Origin of the sequence: Sphingobacterium sp. R2, from assembly GCF_040760075.1 — a bacterium.
GTDB lineage: Bacteria > Bacteroidota > Bacteroidia > Sphingobacteriales > Sphingobacteriaceae > Sphingobacterium.
On the sequence record NZ_CP142884.1, the window covers coordinates 4,016,015 to 4,035,923 of the forward strand.

Sequence of the window (19,909 nt, forward strand, 5' to 3'; positions counted from 1 at the left end):
TTCAGCTTACTCCCAAAATCAATGTATTCAGTTAAAACATGTCGATTTATCGTTAAATAACGGATTTCAGGGATAAAACTCCCCACTTTGGATCAGGATATTTGTCATTCAAAGTTTAATAAGATGAAAAAAATATCCCTATCATTCGCAGCTATCTTAGCGGCCAGCACAATGTCGTTTGCACAGATCAATAAAGCATTCAAGATCAACTATGCCATTACGTATGCTGTCGATCCCAGCGAAAAAGTACAAGCAGCTCCAGTTTCTGTTTACGAAGCGTATGTTAACAATGATAAAATTAAAGTTATATCAGCTTCCGGAGACAGTGAAGAGTCAATCTTTCTCCTTAAAAAAAATGAAGAACAATCCATTATATTGTACCCTGCGCTGACAAAATACGTCGTTAAAGAAAATGCGCGCAGCCCACATGCGATCAAATTCGTCCCAAACCAGACGAAAATGATTGCCGGTTATCCCTGCAAACTAGCTCAGGTCGAAATGCCAATTTCAGAAGATAATGACGAAAACAGTACCTTGTCGATCTGGTATAGCGATAAATTGCCAGCCACCTATTGGGAGGGATTTGATCTGTTCAAAAAAATCCCCGGGGCGGTGCTGCAGTTAACAACACCTCTTGGAATGGATATGATTGCCCAGAACATCGCCGATAGCCAACTGGACGATAAAGATTTTATCGTTCCTGAGGATTATGAGCAAGTAACATCCATTTATGACGACGAGGAAGATTCGGAAGAAAGCAATCAGATTGCTGAAAACCTGTATTTATTTGAAGATACTGAAACTAATCTCCTAGGGGTACAAGACGGTGAAGAAAAAACAATTGTACCAGCACAATACCTATACATCGCACCATTTGTTGGCGATCTTAGTATAGTTCAATATAAAAATGAAAAATATGGTGCCATTAATCTGGCCGGTAAACCAGTCATCCTCTTCCAATACGATTATTTAGGTTACGATGATCACCTTGGACAACTTGTTTTTGGACTAAACGAAAAATATGGGGTCATGGATAAATCCGGCAAAATTTTAATCTCCGCAAATTATGATATGATATCGTTCATCAACGGTGGTTATGCCGTATTTCAGCAGAAAAATAAATATGGTATATTGAATCAGGCGGGCAAAATAATTGTCCCGGCGACCTATAGCTATATTTCTGAAAATAATTCAACGCATTTCATCAGTATCGAAAACGACACGTATAATCTTACTGAAATAAAAACCAATAAAATCGTTGCTCCAGACTACGATTTAATTTCAGTTACAGAAGAACCTAATCTTTTCCTTGCTAGTAAAGATGGAAAATATGGTTATTTAGATGGTCAGGGAAAAGTGGCCATACCATTTATATACAGCGGGGCTACCTCTTTCAGTGATGGTGTAGCTTCTGTCTCATTAGCGGATTCGGACGATGTAATTTTGATTAATACAAAAGGTGAACGTGTAGAAATAGATGCCGCTGCAGAGGCAACAGATACAATTTAAGAACCAGAAACGACAAAAGGCAGCAGATATACCTGCTGCCTTTTTTGTTATACGGTTGCCATCATCAAAGATCAATAGGTGTTTATTTTTTCTTTTTAAACAGCTTTTTGCCAATCGTAAATAAAATCACCACGATAATACCTCCTCCTAGTCCAAACAACAGCTCTTTTATCATTCCTGGCAGGGCTGGTAGCGCATGGTGTAAAAAATCAATATAATGCGCAAATATTCCGCCTGAAACCAGAATTAAAGCAAATGTACCTACAACAGCCAATAATTTGATAACAAAGGGAAGTGCACGGACTAAAAACCGACCTAGGCTCGCAACAGGACCTTTTTCACGGGAAGTTTTAATTAATTTATAACCTGCATCGTCCATACGAACGATAAGTGCTACAATACCATAGACTCCGACTGTAGCCAGAAAAGCAACAACCGAAACCGTAATAATTTGTAAGGACAAGCTTTTTCCCAGAACTGTTCCCAAAGCAATAATGACGATTTCCACAGAAAGAATAAAGTCTGTCGTAATAGCCGATTTTACCTTCGCTTTTTCAGCGGCAACTGAGTTTTCAGCAACAACAGTCTCCACTTTTGTTTCCTGCGTAGGATGTTTGCGATGGAACAGGTATTCAATAATCTTCTCAACACCTTCAAAAGCAAGATAGAAACCTCCTAAGATTAAAATATATTTGATGGCAATTGGAAAAAATACATTTAGTAATAATGCTATAGGTACAATTATCAATTTATTGAGCAGTGAGCCCTTTGTAATTGCCCATAAAACCGGGAGCTCGCGTGAAGCTAAAAAGCCAGTCGCTTTTTCGGCATTAACCGCTAAATCGTCACCTAAGATTCCAGCAGTTTTTTTTGTTGCGATTTTACTCGCTACTGCCACATCATCCATCAACGCTGCAATATCATCTAGAATTGCAAATATTCCTGAAGCCATATTTATATAAAAATTGAACGTAAAAATATAAATTTAATTCAATTTTGAAACAAGGAATTTAATTCATTTGCAATATCAAGCTACATTACATTTGAATTAATTACGTAATTTTAATACCACAAAGACAACCATTATGAAAAATTCAATTGCACCAGAGGACCAGTCTTTACTGCTGGAGACTTTAGAAAAAAGATTTAATAAATTTGCGAATAGGCATCCACAGATCAGTTGGAATGAGGTTGCTGACAAATTACGTGACAATCCCCAAAAATTGTGGAGCCTCCACCAGATGGAAAAGAGTGCCGGTGAGCCTGATATCGTTATTATTGATCCAGAAACAAAGGTATATGCCTACGTAGACTGTGCGGAGGAAAGCCCCAAAGGAAGAAGAAGTCTTTGTTTTGACCAAAAGGCACTAAATGACAGAAAAGAAAACAAACCTATTGGAAGTGCAGTGGAAGAGGCTAAGAAGATGGGGACTGAGCTCCTTTCCGAAGAACAGTATCGCCAGCTACAGATGTTCGGTGAATTTGATTTGAAAACTTCTAGCTGGATACAAACGCCAGAAGCTATCCGCAAACTTGGTGGTGCTTTATTCTGTGACCGACGCTATAGCCGAGTTTTTACGTATCATAATGGAGCCATCTCTTATTATGCAGCACGCGGTTTTCGCACCATACTTTTTCTTTAAATAAAAGCAATCAAATACCTAAAATAAACGCATTATTTTCCCACTCGTGACATAATGCTGTCATTCGCTAAACTAACTTTGAGGAAAAATAAGACACATGAAAAATAAAACAATTCCTTCATTTAGTATAATTGGCCTCGCCATCCGTACGAGCAACCAAGATGGACAGTCAGCTAAGGACATTCCAGAACTTTGGGCACGCTTTTTTCAAGAAGATGTATTAAGCCGTATACCCAACAAGATATCCAGCGAACTCTACTGTATCTATACCGAATATGAAAAGGATCATACCTTACCTTATACCACTTTCTTGGGCTGTAAAGTGAGCAATCTTGAAGAAGTACCCGAAGACTTGGACGGTATTCATATCGCTGAAAATCGTTACCAACACTTTACTGCAGAAGGAAGTTTAGAAGATGGCATCGTTTATGAAACTTGGCAAAAGATATGGAGCTCAGATTTACCAAGAACGTATGCCGCAGACTTTGAAATATATGGCGAAAAAGCCCAAAATCCACAAGATGCAAAAGTGGATATATACATCGGCATCCATTAGGGGGTATACCGTAACAAAAAGTATGTTTTAAGGTATTCATCATATATATTAAACTAAATAACACTTACCTTTGAGCCGATTTAAAGAAAAACATTATGCAAGGCAATACGACATACAGAAAAAAAGTTGTTCGATATAGCTATTTAAAATTAATCGGAAGTTCAGTTCTTGTCAGTATCATTTGCTGCTTATTGGCATACAGTCTCAAGCACAGCACAGGTTATGTACAGGAAGAATTGTTTGAAAGAGTATCTTCCTGGAATCCTAAACTGTTGATTATTCTACCCAGCATAGGTATTACAGCTATTTATTTCTTACGGAAATACGCTTTTCAAAATAGAAAAAACAAAGGGATCAAAGAAATCTATACAACATTGGAAACAAGAAAAGACCATTTGCCTTTTTTTAAGATTCCATCACATTATATCAATGGTTTTCTAACTGTAATTTTTGGTGGTTCAACCGGTGTTGAAGTCTCCACAGTTGTTGCCACAGCCACAGTGGGTAACCAAGCGTATAAGAGATTACATCCGGCTTGGGCCTACAAAACCGAGTTGATCTGCGCAGGCGTAATTGCTGGAGTCACACTGTTGTTTGGAAGCGCATTGGGTGGTTTTCTTTTTGCTTTTGAGGTTATTGCACGGAGATATAATAAGACTTTACTCATTAGCGGACTAACTTCAATGGCTGTGGCATCCGTATTTGTTTATTACCTTGACGCAAGTCCTTTATTTACATTTGAGGTAAAAGCATGGCGATGGCAGGCGATCCCTTTTGTCGCTATTTTAGGACTGATTGGCGGGATCTTAGCGTTATATTTTACTAAAATTGTTATTTATGCAAAGTCCTATTTTGCAGGCATAAAAAGTAATTTTATCCGTGTCAATTTGGGCACAATCACTGTTGGGACGTTAATCTTTTTCTTGCCGGCACTGTATGGTGACAGCTATCATGGTCTTGGAGAAATTCTAAAAAGCAGTCTGCATGATTCTGTCAATTTACTATACTTTCTTCCGCTGATCCTGCTTGTTCTCTTAAAACCTTTTGTAGCCTCTTTGACCTTAGGTGCAGGTGGTGATGGCGGCGTTTTTGCCCCAAGTATTGTTACCGGTGCATTTTTAGGCGTTTTGTTTGCACAGCTTTGTAATCATTACCTCGGCACACAATTGGTGGTTATAAATTTTGCTCTTTTTGGTGCTGCAGCTATGCTTTCTGCGGCTATACACGCACCATTTACGGCAATCTTTATTATTGCAAGCCTTGTTCCTTCAGGCTATTTATTACTAGCACCGCTACTCATCAGTAGTTTTATTGCGAAAGCGCTGGCAAAAAAGCTATATCCTTATAATGTATACACCTATAAGGAAGTGGCGACAGCCAAACCACTTTAATCTCACGCATTGATCAACAAAACATGATCAAATTATAATAAAAAAGCGTCTCAAACATATTTGAGGCGCTTTTTTCATGATTTAATCTTCCCTGCTTCCATCATCTGCCATACGGACTATCTTAGGCGAAAATTTTGCCACGACATCAACAAGATCTCTTTGTGAAGCCATTACGGTATGGATGTCTTTATAGGCCATCGGCGCTTCATCCATCCCTGCCCCAAGCAACATAATACCTTTATCTTTAAGCATCGAATGGAGATCATGGGAAGATAGCGTTTTAATCGCCTGTGTACGGCTCATCAATCGGCCTGCCCCATGAGATGCCGATTGTATCGCATTCGACTCCCCTTTTCCACGAACCAAAAATCCTGGTGTAGCCATGGAGCCTGGAACAATCCCCATAACCCCTTTTGCAGCTGGCGTAGCACCTTTTCGATGGACAATAACCTCTTGACCATTCCACGTTTCTTTCCATGCAAAATTGTGGTGATTTTCAACCTTCGCCAACAATTCGGCCCCTAAAGCCAACGTAATCTTTTCATGGATCACTTCATGGCAAGCTGACGCATAGTCGCCGGCGAGATTCATCGCTAGCCAATATTCTTGCCCTTCATGAGTATCTAAGTCTAAATAGGCCAGATTTTCAGCCTGGTAAGGCAACTTACACAAGGATTTAGCCAACTTGGTATAATGTGCCGCAATGGTAGCGCCCATTCCTCTTGAACCTGAATGGGTCAATAAGCCTAAATAGGCTCCGCTATCAATGTTCAAACCCTCATCTCTTTCTTCAAATTCGACTATACCGAACTCTACAAAATGATTCCCCCCACCTGAAGATCCCAATTGCGTCCAGGCTTTATCCTTCAATGCGGAAAGGAAGCTGTTCTCAGTGAACAACTCGTTATCCAATACAGCATGATCTACACGTTCATGTCTCAAATATCCATTGCCAGCACCAAACTTACTATTACGCAGAATAATGTCTTTCAAGGTCATTAAATTGTCTTCCAAAAATGAGGCTGGCAAATCAAAGATCGACAAAGCCATACGACAGCCAATATCAACACCGACCCCATAAGGAATCACCGCATTATTAGTCGCCAGTACGCCACCAATTGGCAACCCATATCCTTGATGCGCATCTGGCATCAACGCTCCGGCAACTGAAACAGGTAATTTCATGGCAACACTCATTTGTGCTTTCGCCCCTGTTTCGATTTCAGATGCACCATAAATCGTATATTCCGCAGGAGTCTCGTTCAATGCAATTAACGACTTATCAACAGCCTCTTGCCCAAGTATAGCATGGGCCAAAATTCCGAAAACAGCATCTTCTGAATAGCTGGTCGGATCTTCCAGGACAGACTTGAACTTCTCGAGCATTTCTACCCGCGTAAAACCGTGTCTTTTACTATTGATCTTTAATGCCACGCCCAAGGAATGATTCTCTTTATACCCTAATGCAATTAAATCATTGCCATTTATTCTCTTATTTTCCATTTTTTTACGTTCTTTTTTGATGGAGGAGCCATACGACTTCTCCAAAGCAGGTAACAACATCTCTTTACGTTGCTACCTGCACCTCTTTCAACTTATTAATCTTTTATTTCACAAACAATTGCTTGAGTTGGTCAACAATTTGTCCATTTCCGGAAACCGAAATCGTATTGATCTTTTCAGCAATCTTTTCGACATATTCCATTTCCTTAAATTTAAACAACATACTGTTTTCTTCCATCAGCTTCGCTGTATTCAACAAACTCCGTGTCGAAGCAGTCTCTTCACGACGCATGATACTATTTGCCTGTGCCCTCTTCTCTGCAATCAACACCTGGTTCATGATGTCCCGCACATCTCCTGGTAAAATAACATCTTTAACGCCGCAGGTCAACAGTGTTATACCCAAGCCTGCGACTTGTGGCAATGTGTTTTCTAAGACATAGCCTTGTATTTCAGTCTTTCGCTCCATCAACTCGTCCAAAGTCATCTGGCCAATATAGGACCGTAAGGTCAACTGCATCAACGAATACAATTGCTTTTCATATTCTTTATTATCCAATAGCGCTTTGACAATATCCACAATCTGATATTGCAGCGTGAAATTGATTCTGATCTGTGCCTTATCTTTGGACAAGATCTCCTGTCCTACTACCTCCAACGTCAAGACTCTCATATCAGCTTTTGAAATCGCTATGGTTTTCGCATTCTTCCACCAACAATACGTTCCCGACTTCAAAATATCTACAAACACACCGTCTACAAAAAGCAGCGCTTTCTCATTTGGTTCAATCTTATATTGACGTACATAATAGCCTAAGCTCTGCTTCTCCAGCAATTGACGATTAACAGATGCAGGGATCTCAATCTCCGTAATGTCTTCCAATTGAAATCTGCGTTCGCGCAATTCCTTCCAAAAAACATGTCTGCCAGACGCTAACGTCTTTTCAAAATTACCATTCAAAAAAACAAGACAGATCTCCGTATCACCCACTTCAACGATATCGACCAATTCGCGAAAACCTGTCAACTGCAACAGTACATCGACATTGCGACCGGAAGGAAATGGATGAGTCGTCGTGTACTTCTCCAGTTTTTTACCAAATCCTAATCAGTAGTTACCGGATTTCAAAACACGGATCACCGCATTGTTCTTAACAACCAATCCGATTTCGTCTGTAGTTAGCTGTACTCTTTTCATTGTATATTCTTTTAAATTTTCCTCATTTCTATTATAAAACCTGCTATTTTTTATCCCTTGACCTCAAGCGGGATTCGAAAGTTCTGGTACCCTTTTTTTAAATCAAAAGTCGATGAACAAATACCCCATCTTATCGTCATGACTTTTTATGATAAATGCAGATACCTCACTTAGGAATCTCAGGCCATCAATCCATTGCTCAATCGCATGAAAAACAGCGTATAAGCAGGATAAAAGATAGCAAGCTTCTACCAAATGACCTTTTTGAAGAAAGTCTTAACTTTGAATGTCCGAATGGACAGTTCAATGCAATACCCTTATGCTATTCCATCCGAAAATGGAAGTGGGATTCGAACCCACACGATTGTGTTGTTATTCTAACCAGACTGAACTATCCTGATTGCTCAGGAGTAGGAATCGAACCTACGCCCCACAACTAAATGCTATGCTCTACCCTTGAGCTACCTTTTTTACAGGAGAGGATTCGAACCTCTAACACGAGCACTTTCCTTTCAACTTATCGTTTTATCAGTATATTGAAGCTCATAGAGAACAATACTAACCTGCTATACTGAAACAGGTGACCAGGATGCAATCTGAAGAAGAAAGGCTCTTTTATACTTTATAATAAAGTATATATCTTAAAGCTTTTCGCTATAATTTCCATCAAAGAACGTTTGTCATTGTTGACATTACAAATATCATTGGTTTAATACGCAGGGAATTTGCGTAACAATAAAAAGAAATAAAAAAACTCATATAAAATTATATAACACTGATATACAGGTAATAAAAATAAATAATTGTTGTAAAAAAAGATTAAAATTCCTGAACTACGCAAATTCATTGCGTCTTAAATCGACACGGTAGGCTTACGGCTCTCTGCATTATTTCAAAAAGAATGGAAAATTAGATTTTTTGATGAATATTCTGTTGAATATAGTGGTAATCCGTGATCATGTTATCCAATTTATATGCTAATTTTATTCCAATATTAAGACAATATCAAAAAATGAAAAGTTTATATGCAACAATAGGGCTGTTTTGCATGTTAGCAAGCTGTACAAATTCAGCGCAAGACCATAAAAGCGCTACTGCAAATCATCCTGCAAAGCAAATACCATTCAAAGACAGCACAAGGACAGCGAAGCAAGACACGGCAGTGGGTCAGCATCAGCAAGCAGAAGCTTGGTTGAAAGGAATTTTTCAATGTACAGGTTCCGCATCTGGAAAATATTGTTACTATCTGGATAAAGAGGACGCATTATGTACCAAGCGATTCCAAGCCTTTTTAAAAGATGCGAATGAAATTTACGGTCCCTCCAACCTCACAGATGAAGACCTACCCAAAGCTGAGGCAGCTTACAGGGCCAAATGGGAGAAAATCTACCCTTTATATACGGAGGAAACCTGGTTATTTGGAAGAGGTAATGACGACGCATTGGATATCAAGGATGTCAAAATCGACAAAGTAACTGAAAGCAAATTTATTGTATTTATTGATTACGGTAATGACATCCGAACCAAAAATGAAGTTCAATTGGTCAATGAGCAAGGTTCTTATAAAATAGATTACTGCAAGACGACTTTCCTACACTAAACGTTCCCACTAGCATTGAAAATGCCAATTTTCCAGACGATAAATTGGCATTTTCAATTTATGATTGTTTGCTACTTTCAATTAAGCTTGGGAGCTATTGTTCCATTTAATAACATTTCCCTGATGGATAAGCCCATAGACGGTTGAGATCCGAGAAACTGCTTCTGCAGAACAACTCGCATCGACAAAAAGGAGGTTAGCATCATCTCCAACTTTCGGCCATACGGAATTCCCTTGATCATCGAGCGGGATTTTGCCATTGGTCGCATAACGAAGGCAACGGGATAACTCGAATTCAGTTTCATAACCATATAATTCCGCAGCTAGATTGGCTTTTTGAAGCATATTACCGCTACCGAAAGTACCCCAATGGTCCTGAACATTGTCGTTTCCTACAAAAACTTCCACTCCCGCTTTTTTCAATTCCCGAAATGGCATCAACATATTGCGAAAAGGAACCGAACTGCATATACCAACTTTCGCTTCTGCCAATCGTTCGGCCGTATAGGCTAAGTCCTTTTTCGGCATGTAACCTAAGGCGAAAGCATGACTGATAAATGTACGTCCCTGCAATGCCGGATTTTCCAATGCTTTATCAATCAAATAATGTATGGTCTTAACACCTGATTCCCCACCCTCATGCAAGTGGATATCGATTCCCTTGTTATTATCCAATGCAAGTTGAACTGTCAAGTCCATTGGTTTCTCAATACTGCCGTCAATACTGAAGGGATCCAAACCACCAATAAAATCCACCTGCCCCCATTTAGCTACCTCCTCCATTAGTTTCGCCGATTCTGTATAGAATAGACCATGCTGGGGGAATGCTACCAGTTCTGCAGCAAATGAATATTTTAAATGTTCCAGCGCCTGTAACAAATGCTCCAATGACTTTGTTCCCGATGTTGGATCTACATTAAAATGCGTCCGTGCAAAATTTGTTCCGTAGCCCTGTAAAAGCGCGATTAATTTTTCGGCCCGTTCGACAGAGGTTTTCAATAACTCGGGGATGATCACCTGTTCCTTGGCAATCATATCTTTTACAGTCCTATTTTTTGGAAATACCGCCTTCCAGGGCAGCCCGTATAATGTTTTATCCAAATGAATGTGCATGTCACGGAATGGCGGCAATGCCAATTTACCTTTCACATCAAAAGCTTTTCCATTCGCTACCGATTGCGCTGGCTCAATACTTTTTATTTTATTTGCTTCAATTTGAATGTCAAACAATGCTGTTTTTGTAGCAACAATTTCCTCATGCTCATAAAGAAAGCCAGTTTCTAGCAATACATTCTTCAACAAATAAGTATTTTGATTAATTTCATTCATGTCTAAATCATTTTTCAACAAAGCTAAGAGATTTGAGCCAATGATCTTTGTACGAATTATCACAGCTTGTGTAGATATTATGGCTACGTCGTACAGACATACTACTTACAGTCTGAAGTTGGTTACTCGTAGTCCATAATTTGTCCAAACGAAACTCTTATTGTTTGAATTTCCTGTCTAAAAGAAAATTGTTACGATTATAACTATTATTTACTATAAAAAAATGTTACTTTAACACGGCTGCTAGGCTGTCAAGCGATATTGAATGCCGACGCTCCATATCTAATTTAAAATCGAGAAATGCAAATCGAAATCGGTCGTATATTTTATGAAATAGTTCCCTGGAATAAAGATTATATCCAAATTTCGTTTAGTTCATCACCCTATCGTGTACATGCTCCGGCACATTGCGATGTTGCTTTCCTAAAAGAGTACATCAAGTTAAACCCGCCAGAAAGTAAATCGGAAGGTATATCCTATTCCTATCTAGAAAATCCCTACTACCTATTTGGAAAACCTTATTTGGTCAAAATCTATCCTTCCACAACGCTAGCAGCCGTTGAACTGACAGCTACAAGTATATGTGTATATCAAAAGAAGAGCACGAATACATTGAAATTACTGCACAAATGGAGTCAGGAATTACTCTACCATGAAATAATCAAGCAGATTGCTTATTGGGAAGAACAGTTGGATATATATGATGTAGCTACAGTAACCATCCATAAATTATCCAAAAACAATTTTAGAATCGTTGAAGGTGGATTTCATTTTTCAAATCGACTCATTGATTTCGAAAAAGAACACATCAATCTAATTATTCTAAAGGCTTTCTGTAAATTTGCTCATAAGACGCGAAAAGAAACAGAAGCAATTTTCAGTTTATATATTCCAAACTGGAGAGATCTTTATTAGTACAGCATAATAAGATGACAGAAATTAACATCAGAATCCAACTAAAAAAAGACGATTTAATCATACCATTCAGCAATCAAGATCTTATACCATTCATCGCCAAACATCAGCAAGAAATCAATGATTACGTTATCGAGCAATTGGAAGATAAAGATGGCGCACCGCATTTAAGTGACTTTAGCATAAGTGGATTAACTTTTTATACAAATAGTACCGAAGGTTCATTTAGACTTCATTTTAAAATTGATCGTCAATTTTGCTGCAGTGATCTCTCATCGTGTCAAATGGATTATATAGACTTTAAGTTTAATAAATCAAATGATAGTATCACACTAACTGGGAGTTATACCGTTTGGACAATTCAATAAAAGATATGCGAGTGCCCGAACGTTATCAAGTTAATACAAGTTCATTTTCTTTTTATTGGTCGAAGGGTTTTGGTGTCGAATTGCTTCGCAAATTGCCGACGAAACTTTCCATCGCTGCTGCCGATCAATTTACTCCTTTACTCTATCAATTTGACAATAGCTGCGACCAATTTGTCGAGCAGCTACACCTAAAAATTGGTTTCCATCAAGGGCAACAACTGCTTAAAGATGCACTTGCAGGCAAGCCTATTGATGCAGCATACGAACATGTATTGCTGAATTTTTTAAATACATTAGATCTCAGCCCTTCTTGGTTAGATTGGGATAAAATAGAACAAGGCATTGGGCTCAGTCAACGTTCTGGTTTATCAGGACTTATTGTATTACGGGATTATGTCCTCATGGGGGGCTATGAATCCAGTGCGATCAATAAACCCTTAATCTTTACAGGTGCGTTAAAAAAAGGGGCTGTCAAACGACTCACCGAAACGGTAACCTTTTGGGTGGATATCACTGGCGATGATGCGCTGAAAAAGGGTAATATCGGCATAGAGGCCATTCTACTCACCCGATGTATCCATTCGTATGCGCGATTAAACATCCTAAAGCACGGTCAGTGGCAAACAGAAAAATGGGGTATTCCATTAAATACCTGGGATATGCTTGCAACCAATCTCGGATTTTCTCTTGTTTACCTAACAGGGCTAAAACATATGAAATTCAATGTATTGAAAAACGAGGTAGAAGGTTTATTCCATGTCTGGAAGTTTATCGGAACATTGCTGGGTATTCCATTGCAACTTCTCCCCGACACAGAGGAGCAAGCCATTGAAGCTTTGTATTATTGGACCATGACACAACAATCAGGAGATCAGGATAGTTTAGCTTTAGCAAAAGCGCTTATGGAAGAGCCCATTAAAGCAGCCTTCCCCACAAACAAATGGGGACGAAAGCTCATGCGCGAAATTCACCTCTACTACAATCATTATCTATTGGGAGACTATTCGTGTTCACTATTGGGTTTAAAAAAGACGGTACTCGGTAAAATTGCTTATGTGAATATCTTAAAAAATAAAAAAGCAAATCGTATGGTTACCGACAGCTTATGGCGACAACAACAAATTGACAAAGGAAGAAAAGTACACGAAGGCGTGAAACAAATCTATCTGAAATACAATTAACCAACGTTGCGCTCGTAAGGCACCCGTGTCGCAATGGAGCGTCCCAGGGTTAGCTCATCGACATATTCCAACTCGCCACCAAAGGCAATACCGCGGGCAATCGTTGTAATTTTTACATCAAATTCACGCAATTTACGGTATAAATAAAAAATGGTAGTATCCCCTTCCATTGTTGCTGAAAGGGCTAAAATAACTTCTTCTACCTCACCTCTTTGGATTCGATTAATTAACCCTTCGATTTTTAGATCAGCAGGGCCAATACCATCCATAGGCGAAATTAATCCGCCCAATACATGATATACACCTTGATAGGAATTTGTATTTTCGATGGCCATCACGTCTCGCGTGTCTTCTACAACACAGATCAAATTTTTATCGCGTTTGAATGAGGCGCATATCTCACATATACTGTGGTCAGAAATATTGAAACATTCTTGGCAATATTGAATATCTTCTTTTAAGCGATCGATAGAGGCCGTAAAACGCGCTACATCTGCATCGGATTGCTTCAACAGATGCAAAACCAATCTTAAAGCCGTCTTTTGTCCAACGCCAGGTAATTTTCCAAATTCAGCAACCGCGTTCTCAAGAAGTTTAGAAGAAAAATTCATAATGCAAATGTAAGAATAATCAGAAAAAGTAGCTAGTATTAAAAAAATAGCTATATTGTATTCCTTTTTGAAAAATTAGGTTTTAGAAATTAAATGTATAACGTTATATATGGATATTACAAAAGAAGATAAAATTATCCGCGCATTTGAAAACAAAACATGGCAGGAAATTAAAGTAAAGGACTCTTGGCAGATTTTTAAAGTGATGTCAGAGTTTGTGGATGGATTTGAGAAATTGGCAAAAATTGGGCCCTGTGTGTCAATATTTGGATCTGCGCGTACCCCGCGTGAACACAAATATTATCAAATGGCGGTAGAAATTGCAAGTTTATTGACAGCACGTGGTTACGGTATTATTTCGGGCGGCGGGCCAGGTATCATGGAAGCAGCGAACAAAGGTGCTTATGAGTCAGGGGGTAAATCTGTTGGATTGAACATTGAATTACCATTCGAGCAATTTCACAACAAATATATTGACCGCGACAAATTGCTTGAATTTAAGTACTTCTTCGTCAGAAAGGTCATGTTTATGAAGTATTCTCAAGGGTATATTGTTATGCCTGGAGGTTTCGGAACGATGGACGAACTGTTTGAAGCAATCACACTGATTCAAACCGGTAAAATTGCGCGTTTTCCAATCGTATTGGTCGGCTCTGAATATTGGAAAGGATTAATAGATTGGGTTCAGAATACGATGATTTCAAACAAATATATCAGTGAAGAGGATTTAAAACTATTTCGAATTGTGGATACGGCCGAGGAAGCAGCTGATCATATTTTCCGATTCTACGATAAATACTTGTTGAAGCCAAACTTCTAAAAAGTAGTTACTTTGAAAAAAAAGAGTATCTGAGAATTAACAGATGCTCTTTTTTTATGCCTATCGCGCAGGTAATATTTTAGGAAAGCATCAAATTTGTTCATGAGCATCGCATTTATTAATTAAAGTTATATTATTAATCATTTAGTCATTACATTTACTCCGCTATTAGCTTAGCGTAACCATAGAAAAACATAGTATTGACGTGTATGAAAGATTTTGGAGCCCATTCAGATGAGGAGCTAATCGTATTGATTCAACAGGACGATTCCATCGCTTTCGCAGCCTTATATGATCGTTACTGGAAAACCCTCTATTATCAGGCTGCCCGCAAAACAAATTCGGTGGAAGATGCACAGGAAATCGTACAGAATATATTTGCTTCCTTATGGCTACGCCGTAATCAACTCCAAATTGAAAGCAATCTCGCCTCCTACCTCGCTGTGGCCGTAAAATACAAAGTATTTAAATATCTCGCACAACAATACAAACAGGAAGCTTTTAAGCATGATACGGAATGGGTGGATTTTGATAACTCGACGGAAAATTGGCTCCAGTTTGAAGAGCTTCGTGTTCGGCTAGATCAGCTTGTTTCGGAACTGCCTGAAAAATGCCAGCTTGTTTTCAGATTATCCCGCGAAGAAGGACTCTCCTATAAGCAGATCGCTGAAAGTATGAACATCTCGGTGAAAACTGTCGAAACCCAATTAAGCCGTGCCTTAAAAAAAATACGCGCTGGTATTCAGCGCTTTCTGATTACTTTGTAATTTTTTTTCTCTTCTTGTCAGGGTATCAGCCCAATTTAGGGACTCTATATAAAAATAACTCCTAAATATGGTTGATCATAATCAATTCCGGATAAAGCAATTGGCTTATAAATGGCTTCAAGGCACATGTAGCCCTGAAGAAGAGGCCGAACTGCAACAATGGTATGAAACAAGTAATGGCGAACCTCTCCCTATCCCCGAGGAGCTCGCAACGGATGAACAACAACTCAAAGAGCTGTTATTCTTACATATCAAGGAGGAAATCCAAGCGTCAAAAATCAAGCGAATTCCAAAATGGGTGAAATTGAGTGGAATAGCTGCTGCTTTAGCACTGTTATTTATACTACCCCTTTACCTTGTTAAAAGAACAACCGAAGATAGCCCGCAGTTAGCCGTGAAGACGCAACAGCAAGTTCATCCGGGTATTAAGGCAGCGGTATTAACTTTAGCCGACGGAACTAAAATTGACCTTTCTGCCCACCAACAGAGTGTTCTCCATCAGGATGAACAGGTGAAAATTGTTACAACTGCTTCCGGAACCGTGCAATATCAATTTACAGCCAGTAAGAATACTGCTGCTAGCCGTACCAATACCATTGAAACGCCGATTGGAACAGAGTATACGATCATTTTGGCCGATGGCAGTAAGGTATGGCTAAACGCTGGCTCCGTGCTGACATTTCCTGAATCTTTTGCGTCAAATAGCCGTGAAGTAAAATTATCTGGTGAAGCCTATTTTGAAGTCAGCCACGATAGTAATCGACCATTCTATGTGCGATCGAATGAACAAACCATTCGCGTATTCGGAACACATTTTAATGTAAGCTCCTATCCAAATGAAAACAATAAAACCACACTTATAGCAGGCTCTGTACAAGTCTCGCAATTCGGCAAGTCAAAAATGCTGAAACCTGGTCAAGCAGCATTTACCACAGGCGGGAATCTTATCATAGCAGAAGCTAATATCGAAGAAGCAATGGCCTGGAAAAATGGCTTTTTCTATTTTGAATCAACACCGATCAAAGATGCGCTCGCTGCTATAAAACGCTGGTATAATGTAGATGTTGTCTACAAAGGGACAAACTTGAAGCGTGAATTGACCGGAAAAATAAAACGCAATTCCACAGCAAAAGAATTGGTTGAGACGCTCAATTTCCTTGATATAAAGTGCCAATTACGCAACAATAAAATTGAAGTGGAACTCTAAATTTATCAATATAAAATCTAATTAACCAACTGATTATGAATAAAAGTATACCCATTCAAAAGGCTGGCAAAAGAGCAAAGTTATTTGCCGCTTTACTAGCTATCCAGTGCATTTCCCATGCAAATAATGTTGCGCTGGCAAATATGAGCCAGTCTAAAATCAAATTACAACACGAAGAATACACGTTGGCAAAGTTCGCAAAAGAAATCGAACGTCAGAGTTCTTATGTGTTTCTGTACGATAACTCGCAGATTAATGATAACCAAAAAATCCGAATAAACCATAAAGATGGTTCTATTGTTGAAATTCTGGATGACAACCTGAAAAAGCTATCGTATTCTTATAAAATTGTCAACAACACCATTGTTCTAAAAAGGAAAACAGATGACATACCCTTAAGAAACACGATGAATGTACAACAGCTTGTCAAAGGACGCGTTTCCGATAGCGATGGTAAAGCATTAACAGGGGTCACAATCCGCAATACAACAACAGGTAAACAAACGGAAACAGACAGTAAAGGTGAATTCTCGATTGAAGCGACCCCTACACATCAACTCAGCTTTAGTTCGATAGGTTATGAGACTATCAGTAGTACGGTAGGCTCCAATAGCTTCCTCAACGTGCAGATGAAAACTGCCAACAATCAACTGGAACAGATCGTTGTGGTCGGTTTTGGAACACAGAAGAAAAAAGACATCACGGGAGCCATTGCAACCATGAGTACAAAAGATATTGAAGATCGCCCTGTGACCCAATTGGCGAGTGCCATGGAAGGTAAAATGGCGGGGGTAGAAATTGTAAAATCCTCCGGACAACCGCAAGCTGGCTTCTCCATTCGTGTTCGCGGAACTTCAACAATTACTGCAGGTAGCAATCCATTATACATTGTAGATGGTGTTCCTACTGAAAATATATCGGAGCTCAATCCATCAGATATTCAAAGCATATCGGTCTTAAAAGATGCTGCTTCTGCCGCTGTCTATGGATCTTCGGGAGCCAATGGCGTTGTGTTGATTACGACCAAAAGAGGAACAAACGGTAAGACACAGGTAAATTTCGAAACCTATCAAGGATTTTCAGCCATCAGAAAAAAGCCTAGCGTTCTAAATGCCGCACAATATAGAGAATTAATGACTGAGATGGGGGAAGCCTTGGATTGGTCGAAATATACCGCTGATACGAACTGGCCCGATCAGCTATTCCGCACCGGTCACAGCCAAAAATACCAGGCTTCAGTACGCGGTGGAGATGAAAAGACAGGGTTTTACATCTCTGGATCTTATCAAAAAGATAATGGTACAGTCATCACAAATACAGTAAACAAGGTCAATTTCAAGGTTAATTTGGATCATCAGATCAATAAAATCTTTAAAGTTGGAACAAGCTTATCTTACAACCGTTGGTACGACGTGGACATTACCGAGAACTCCCGAAATGGAGTCATCATGAATGCTTACCTGGGCTCTCCAGTAATCGGGATATATGGCGATAAAGGTGCTTTCACAGTGGATCCATTCTATACAGATCTTGACAACCCCGTTGCATTGGCAACAGGCAACGAGCACAGCTATATCAACAACAGATTTACAGGAAATGCCTTTGTGGAAGCCAATATTCTACCGGGACTAAAATTCAAATCGCTGTTTGGGTATGAGAAATTTAACAACCAGTACCGCACTTTTGTGGATCCGTTCCGCACGACAGAGGGTAGAAAATATAAAGGAATGGCGACGCTCCAGCAGCAGGACAATCAGTATTGGATGTCCGAAAATACATTAAACTATGACAGAACTTTTAGTGACAAGCACCACTTCACAGGTTTACTAGGTTATATTGCCACTAAAACACAAACAACAATCTCAAATATCGCTACCCAGAATTTTGCTAATCCAGCAATTCACACCGTCAATGGAGGTTCGATGATTACGGCGATGCCAACAGCGATAGATGCTGCTGTATCCACTGTTTCCGGCATTGCAAAAATCGGTTATGATTATAACGACAAGTACTTATTTACAGCCAATCTGAGAGCTGACGCGTCATCTGTATTCGGGCCTAATAACCGTTGGGGTTACTTCCCTTCTTTCTCTGCCGGCTGGCGTTTATCCAATGAAGATTTCTTTAGTTCGCTGAAAAACACGGTAAACGATCTGAAAATCCGCGCTAGTTGGGGTAAGGTTGGAAATAGCCAAATCCCGGCCTTTTCCTATCTTGGTTTAGTTGACGTCACGGGATCGTACAATATCGGCGATCAGGTTGTACCGGGGTATACACCTTCTACCTTGGACAACCCCAATCTAAAATGGGAAACAACAAACCAGACCGACATTGGTGTTGATGCCAGTTTCTTTAATTCCAGATTGATATTTGGTGCAGATTATTATGCAAAAAGGACTGTAGGCCTACTTCTCAACTCAAGAGTTCCCTATAGTTCCGGTTATAGAACTGCGCTTAAAAACCTCGGCGACCTACAGAATAAAGGTTTCGAATTCGAATTGAGTAGCCGAAATTTCGTTCACGATTTCAAATGGAATACAACAGTCACCTTTGGGCTCAATCGCAATAAAGTACTGAATATTGATGGCGGAACCTACTATGACGGAAATATTGATGGCCGTGGCAATAGTACGATCGCAAAAGAAGGGGTTGCATTGGGATCATTCTGGGGTTACGTCGCGAAAGGCGTCAATCCAGAGACCGGAGATATGATCTATCAGATGGCCGACCCTGAAGCAGGTCTTCAAACGAGTGATATGGCTATCATTGGTAATGCTACACCAAAATTCTCTTATGGCATGACAAATGATTTTAGTTATAAGAACTTCAGCTTTTCTTTTTTCTTGCAGGGTGTACAGGGAAATGATATCCTTAATGCGACACGTATTTATACAGAGGGTATGTGGGAACCGAGAAACCAAAGTACTGCCGTATTAAACAGATGGACAGTCAATAACAAAAATAGTACTATGCCGCGTCCGGATCTAAATAATACAGATGACAACTACAATTCACAGATTTCTTCCCGTTTTGTAGAGAAAGGTTCCTACCTCAGGGTAAAATCGATGACCTTGGCCTATACTCTACCTAAACAAGTGCTTGAACGATGGAAGCTCAATAAGGTCCGTCTTTATGCGACAGGAGAGAATCTGTTAACATTCACAAAATACTCAGGTCTAGATCCTGAGGTAAGCATGTATGGGGGAACTAACCAGGAAACCGTGAGCTCCAATATGGCGCCGGGCATCGATTTTGGTACTTCGCCGCAGGCACGCACCTTTATTGTTGGTTTAAACCTAACTTTTTAACCT

General features: G+C 39.5%; 17 protein-coding genes. 12 read left to right on the forward strand and 5 right to left on the reverse strand.

The features are described 5' to 3' along the window. The first annotated feature begins 123 nt into the window (after nucleotides 1-123). Entirely contained in the window at nucleotides 124-1,509 is a 1,386-nt protein-coding gene (locus VXM68_RS16695) for a WG repeat-containing protein (RefSeq protein ID WP_312362970.1), read from the forward strand. Between the two features lie 82 nt (nucleotides 1,510-1,591). On the opposite strand, the gene VXM68_RS16700 is transcribed toward VXM68_RS16695, so the two are convergent. Then, entirely contained in the window at nucleotides 1,592-2,461 is an 870-nt protein-coding gene (locus VXM68_RS16700; protein WP_367209433.1) for a DUF808 domain-containing protein, read from the reverse strand. Nucleotides 2,462-2,594: 133 nt separating this feature from the next. Between VXM68_RS16700 and VXM68_RS16705 the strand changes: the two genes are divergently transcribed. The 3 genes from VXM68_RS16705 to VXM68_RS16715 all read left to right on the forward strand — a co-directional run bounded on the left by VXM68_RS16705 (nucleotide 2,595) and on the right by VXM68_RS16715 (nucleotide 5,099). Continuing rightward, entirely contained in the window at nucleotides 2,595-3,152 is a 558-nt protein-coding gene (locus VXM68_RS16705; RefSeq protein WP_367209434.1) for a DUF4256 domain-containing protein, read from the forward strand. A 97-nt stretch (nucleotides 3,153-3,249) separates the two neighbouring features. Further along, complete coding sequence (locus tag VXM68_RS16710; RefSeq protein WP_294188032.1) at nucleotides 3,250-3,708, forward strand: GyrI-like domain-containing protein; 459 nt, start codon at nucleotides 3,250-3,252, stop codon at nucleotides 3,706-3,708. A gap of 95 nt (nucleotides 3,709-3,803) precedes the next feature. Further along, nucleotides 3,804-5,099 carry a chloride channel protein gene (locus VXM68_RS16715; RefSeq protein ID WP_367209436.1) on the forward strand — a complete coding sequence of 432 codons (1,296 nt, stop codon included), beginning with the start codon at nucleotides 3,804-3,806 and terminating at the stop codon, nucleotides 5,097-5,099. 81 nt (nucleotides 5,100-5,180) lie between these two features. Here the strand turns inward: VXM68_RS16715 and VXM68_RS16720 are convergent, their stop codons facing one another. After that, nucleotides 5,181-6,662: an RtcB family protein gene (locus VXM68_RS16720; RefSeq protein WP_367209437.1), complete on the reverse strand. Its 1,482-nt coding sequence runs from the start codon at nucleotides 6,660-6,662 to the stop codon at nucleotides 5,181-5,183. Between the two features lie 43 nt (nucleotides 6,663-6,705). Continuing rightward, nucleotides 6,706-7,635 carry a slipin family protein gene (locus tag VXM68_RS16725; RefSeq protein WP_367209439.1) on the reverse strand — a complete coding sequence of 310 codons (930 nt, stop codon included), beginning with the start codon at nucleotides 7,633-7,635 and terminating at the stop codon, nucleotides 6,706-6,708. 1,177 nt (nucleotides 7,636-8,812) lie between these two features. Between VXM68_RS16725 and VXM68_RS16730 the strand changes: the two genes are divergently transcribed. Continuing rightward, nucleotides 8,813-9,400 (forward strand): hypothetical protein, encoded by a 588-nt coding sequence (locus tag VXM68_RS16730; RefSeq protein WP_294188038.1) that lies wholly within the window; start codon nucleotides 8,813-8,815, stop codon nucleotides 9,398-9,400. An 81-nt stretch (nucleotides 9,401-9,481) separates the two neighbouring features. Here VXM68_RS16730 and VXM68_RS16735 read toward each other — a convergent pair whose 3' ends face one another. Continuing rightward, the gene (locus VXM68_RS16735; protein ID WP_367209442.1) at nucleotides 9,482-10,729 is read right to left on the reverse strand and encodes an amidohydrolase; all 1,248 of its coding nucleotides are present in this window, start codon (nucleotides 10,727-10,729) and stop codon (nucleotides 9,482-9,484) included. Nucleotides 10,730-11,029: 300 nt separating this feature from the next. On the opposite strand from VXM68_RS16735, the gene VXM68_RS16740 reads away from it, so the two are divergent. From VXM68_RS16740 to VXM68_RS16750, 3 genes are read left to right on the forward strand one after another with little or no spacing between them, the layout of a single operon-like run. Next, the gene (locus tag VXM68_RS16740) at nucleotides 11,030-11,644 is read left to right on the forward strand and encodes a hypothetical protein (RefSeq protein ID WP_367209443.1); all 615 of its coding nucleotides are present in this window, start codon (nucleotides 11,030-11,032) and stop codon (nucleotides 11,642-11,644) included. A 14-nt stretch (nucleotides 11,645-11,658) separates the two neighbouring features. Further along, the gene (locus tag VXM68_RS16745; RefSeq protein ID WP_294188044.1) at nucleotides 11,659-12,012 is read left to right on the forward strand and encodes a hypothetical protein; all 354 of its coding nucleotides are present in this window, start codon (nucleotides 11,659-11,661) and stop codon (nucleotides 12,010-12,012) included. Then, nucleotides 11,997-13,193, forward strand: coding sequence for an oxygenase MpaB family protein (locus VXM68_RS16750; protein WP_367209444.1), 1,197 nt, complete (start codon nucleotides 11,997-11,999; stop codon nucleotides 13,191-13,193). The genes VXM68_RS16745 and VXM68_RS16750 overlap by 16 nt, the downstream gene beginning before the upstream one ends. Here the strand turns inward: VXM68_RS16750 and recR are convergent. After that, the gene (recR, locus tag VXM68_RS16755; RefSeq protein ID WP_120334345.1) at nucleotides 13,190-13,804 is read right to left on the reverse strand and encodes a recombination mediator RecR; all 615 of its coding nucleotides are present in this window, start codon (nucleotides 13,802-13,804) and stop codon (nucleotides 13,190-13,192) included. The genes VXM68_RS16750 and recR overlap by 4 nt on opposite strands. A gap of 115 nt (nucleotides 13,805-13,919) precedes the next feature. Between recR and VXM68_RS16760 the strand changes: the two genes are divergently transcribed. The 4 genes from VXM68_RS16760 (at nucleotide 13,920) to VXM68_RS16775 (ending at nucleotide 19,906) form a co-directional block, all read left to right on the forward strand. Continuing rightward, complete coding sequence (locus tag VXM68_RS16760; RefSeq protein ID WP_294188194.1) at nucleotides 13,920-14,624, forward strand: TIGR00730 family Rossman fold protein; 705 nt, start codon at nucleotides 13,920-13,922, stop codon at nucleotides 14,622-14,624. A gap of 209 nt (nucleotides 14,625-14,833) precedes the next feature. Then, complete coding sequence (locus VXM68_RS16765) at nucleotides 14,834-15,391, forward strand: RNA polymerase sigma-70 factor (RefSeq protein WP_367209445.1); 558 nt, start codon at nucleotides 14,834-14,836, stop codon at nucleotides 15,389-15,391. Between the two features lie 67 nt (nucleotides 15,392-15,458). Continuing rightward, complete coding sequence (locus tag VXM68_RS16770) at nucleotides 15,459-16,598, forward strand: FecR family protein (RefSeq protein WP_367209446.1); 1,140 nt, start codon at nucleotides 15,459-15,461, stop codon at nucleotides 16,596-16,598. A gap of 35 nt (nucleotides 16,599-16,633) precedes the next feature. Continuing rightward, nucleotides 16,634-19,906, forward strand: coding sequence for a TonB-dependent receptor (locus VXM68_RS16775; protein ID WP_294188055.1), 3,273 nt, complete (start codon nucleotides 16,634-16,636; stop codon nucleotides 19,904-19,906). Nucleotides 19,907-19,909: the final 3 nt, after the last annotated feature.

Excerpts from the sequence above, each read along its gene's own strand:
- VXM68_RS16695 (WP_312362970.1), top strand. The coding sequence starts at position 124 with ATGAAAAAAATATCCCTATCATTCGCAGCTATCTTAGCGGCCAGCACA.
- VXM68_RS16770 (WP_367209446.1), top strand. The coding sequence starts at position 15,459 with ATGGTTGATCATAATCAATTCCGGATAAAGCAATTGGCTTATAAATGG.
- VXM68_RS16730 (WP_294188038.1), top strand. The coding sequence starts at position 8,813 with ATGAAAAGTTTATATGCAACAATAGGGCTGTTTTGCATGTTAGCAAGC.
- VXM68_RS16765 (WP_367209445.1), top strand. The coding sequence starts at position 14,834 with ATGAAAGATTTTGGAGCCCATTCAGATGAGGAGCTAATCGTATTGATT.
- VXM68_RS16775 (WP_294188055.1), top strand. The coding sequence starts at position 16,634 with ATGAATAAAAGTATACCCATTCAAAAGGCTGGCAAAAGAGCAAAGTTA.
- VXM68_RS16705 (WP_367209434.1), top strand. The coding sequence starts at position 2,595 with ATGAAAAATTCAATTGCACCAGAGGACCAGTCTTTACTGCTGGAGACT.
- VXM68_RS16745 (WP_294188044.1), top strand. The coding sequence starts at position 11,659 with ATGACAGAAATTAACATCAGAATCCAACTAAAAAAAGACGATTTAATC.
- VXM68_RS16715 (WP_367209436.1), top strand. The coding sequence starts at position 3,804 with ATGCAAGGCAATACGACATACAGAAAAAAAGTTGTTCGATATAGCTAT.
- VXM68_RS16700 (WP_367209433.1), bottom strand. The coding sequence starts at position 2,461 with ATGGCTTCAGGAATATTTGCAATTCTAGATGATATTGCAGCGTTGATG.
- VXM68_RS16740 (WP_367209443.1), top strand. The coding sequence starts at position 11,030 with ATGCAAATCGAAATCGGTCGTATATTTTATGAAATAGTTCCCTGGAAT.
- VXM68_RS16710 (WP_294188032.1), top strand. The coding sequence starts at position 3,250 with ATGAAAAATAAAACAATTCCTTCATTTAGTATAATTGGCCTCGCCATC.
- recR (WP_120334345.1), bottom strand. The coding sequence starts at position 13,804 with ATGAATTTTTCTTCTAAACTTCTTGAGAACGCGGTTGCTGAATTTGGA.
- VXM68_RS16720 (WP_367209437.1), bottom strand. The coding sequence starts at position 6,662 with ATGTTGTTACCTGCTTTGGAGAAGTCGTATGGCTCCTCCATCAAAAAA.
- VXM68_RS16735 (WP_367209442.1), bottom strand. The coding sequence starts at position 10,729 with ATGAATGAAATTAATCAAAATACTTATTTGTTGAAGAATGTATTGCTA.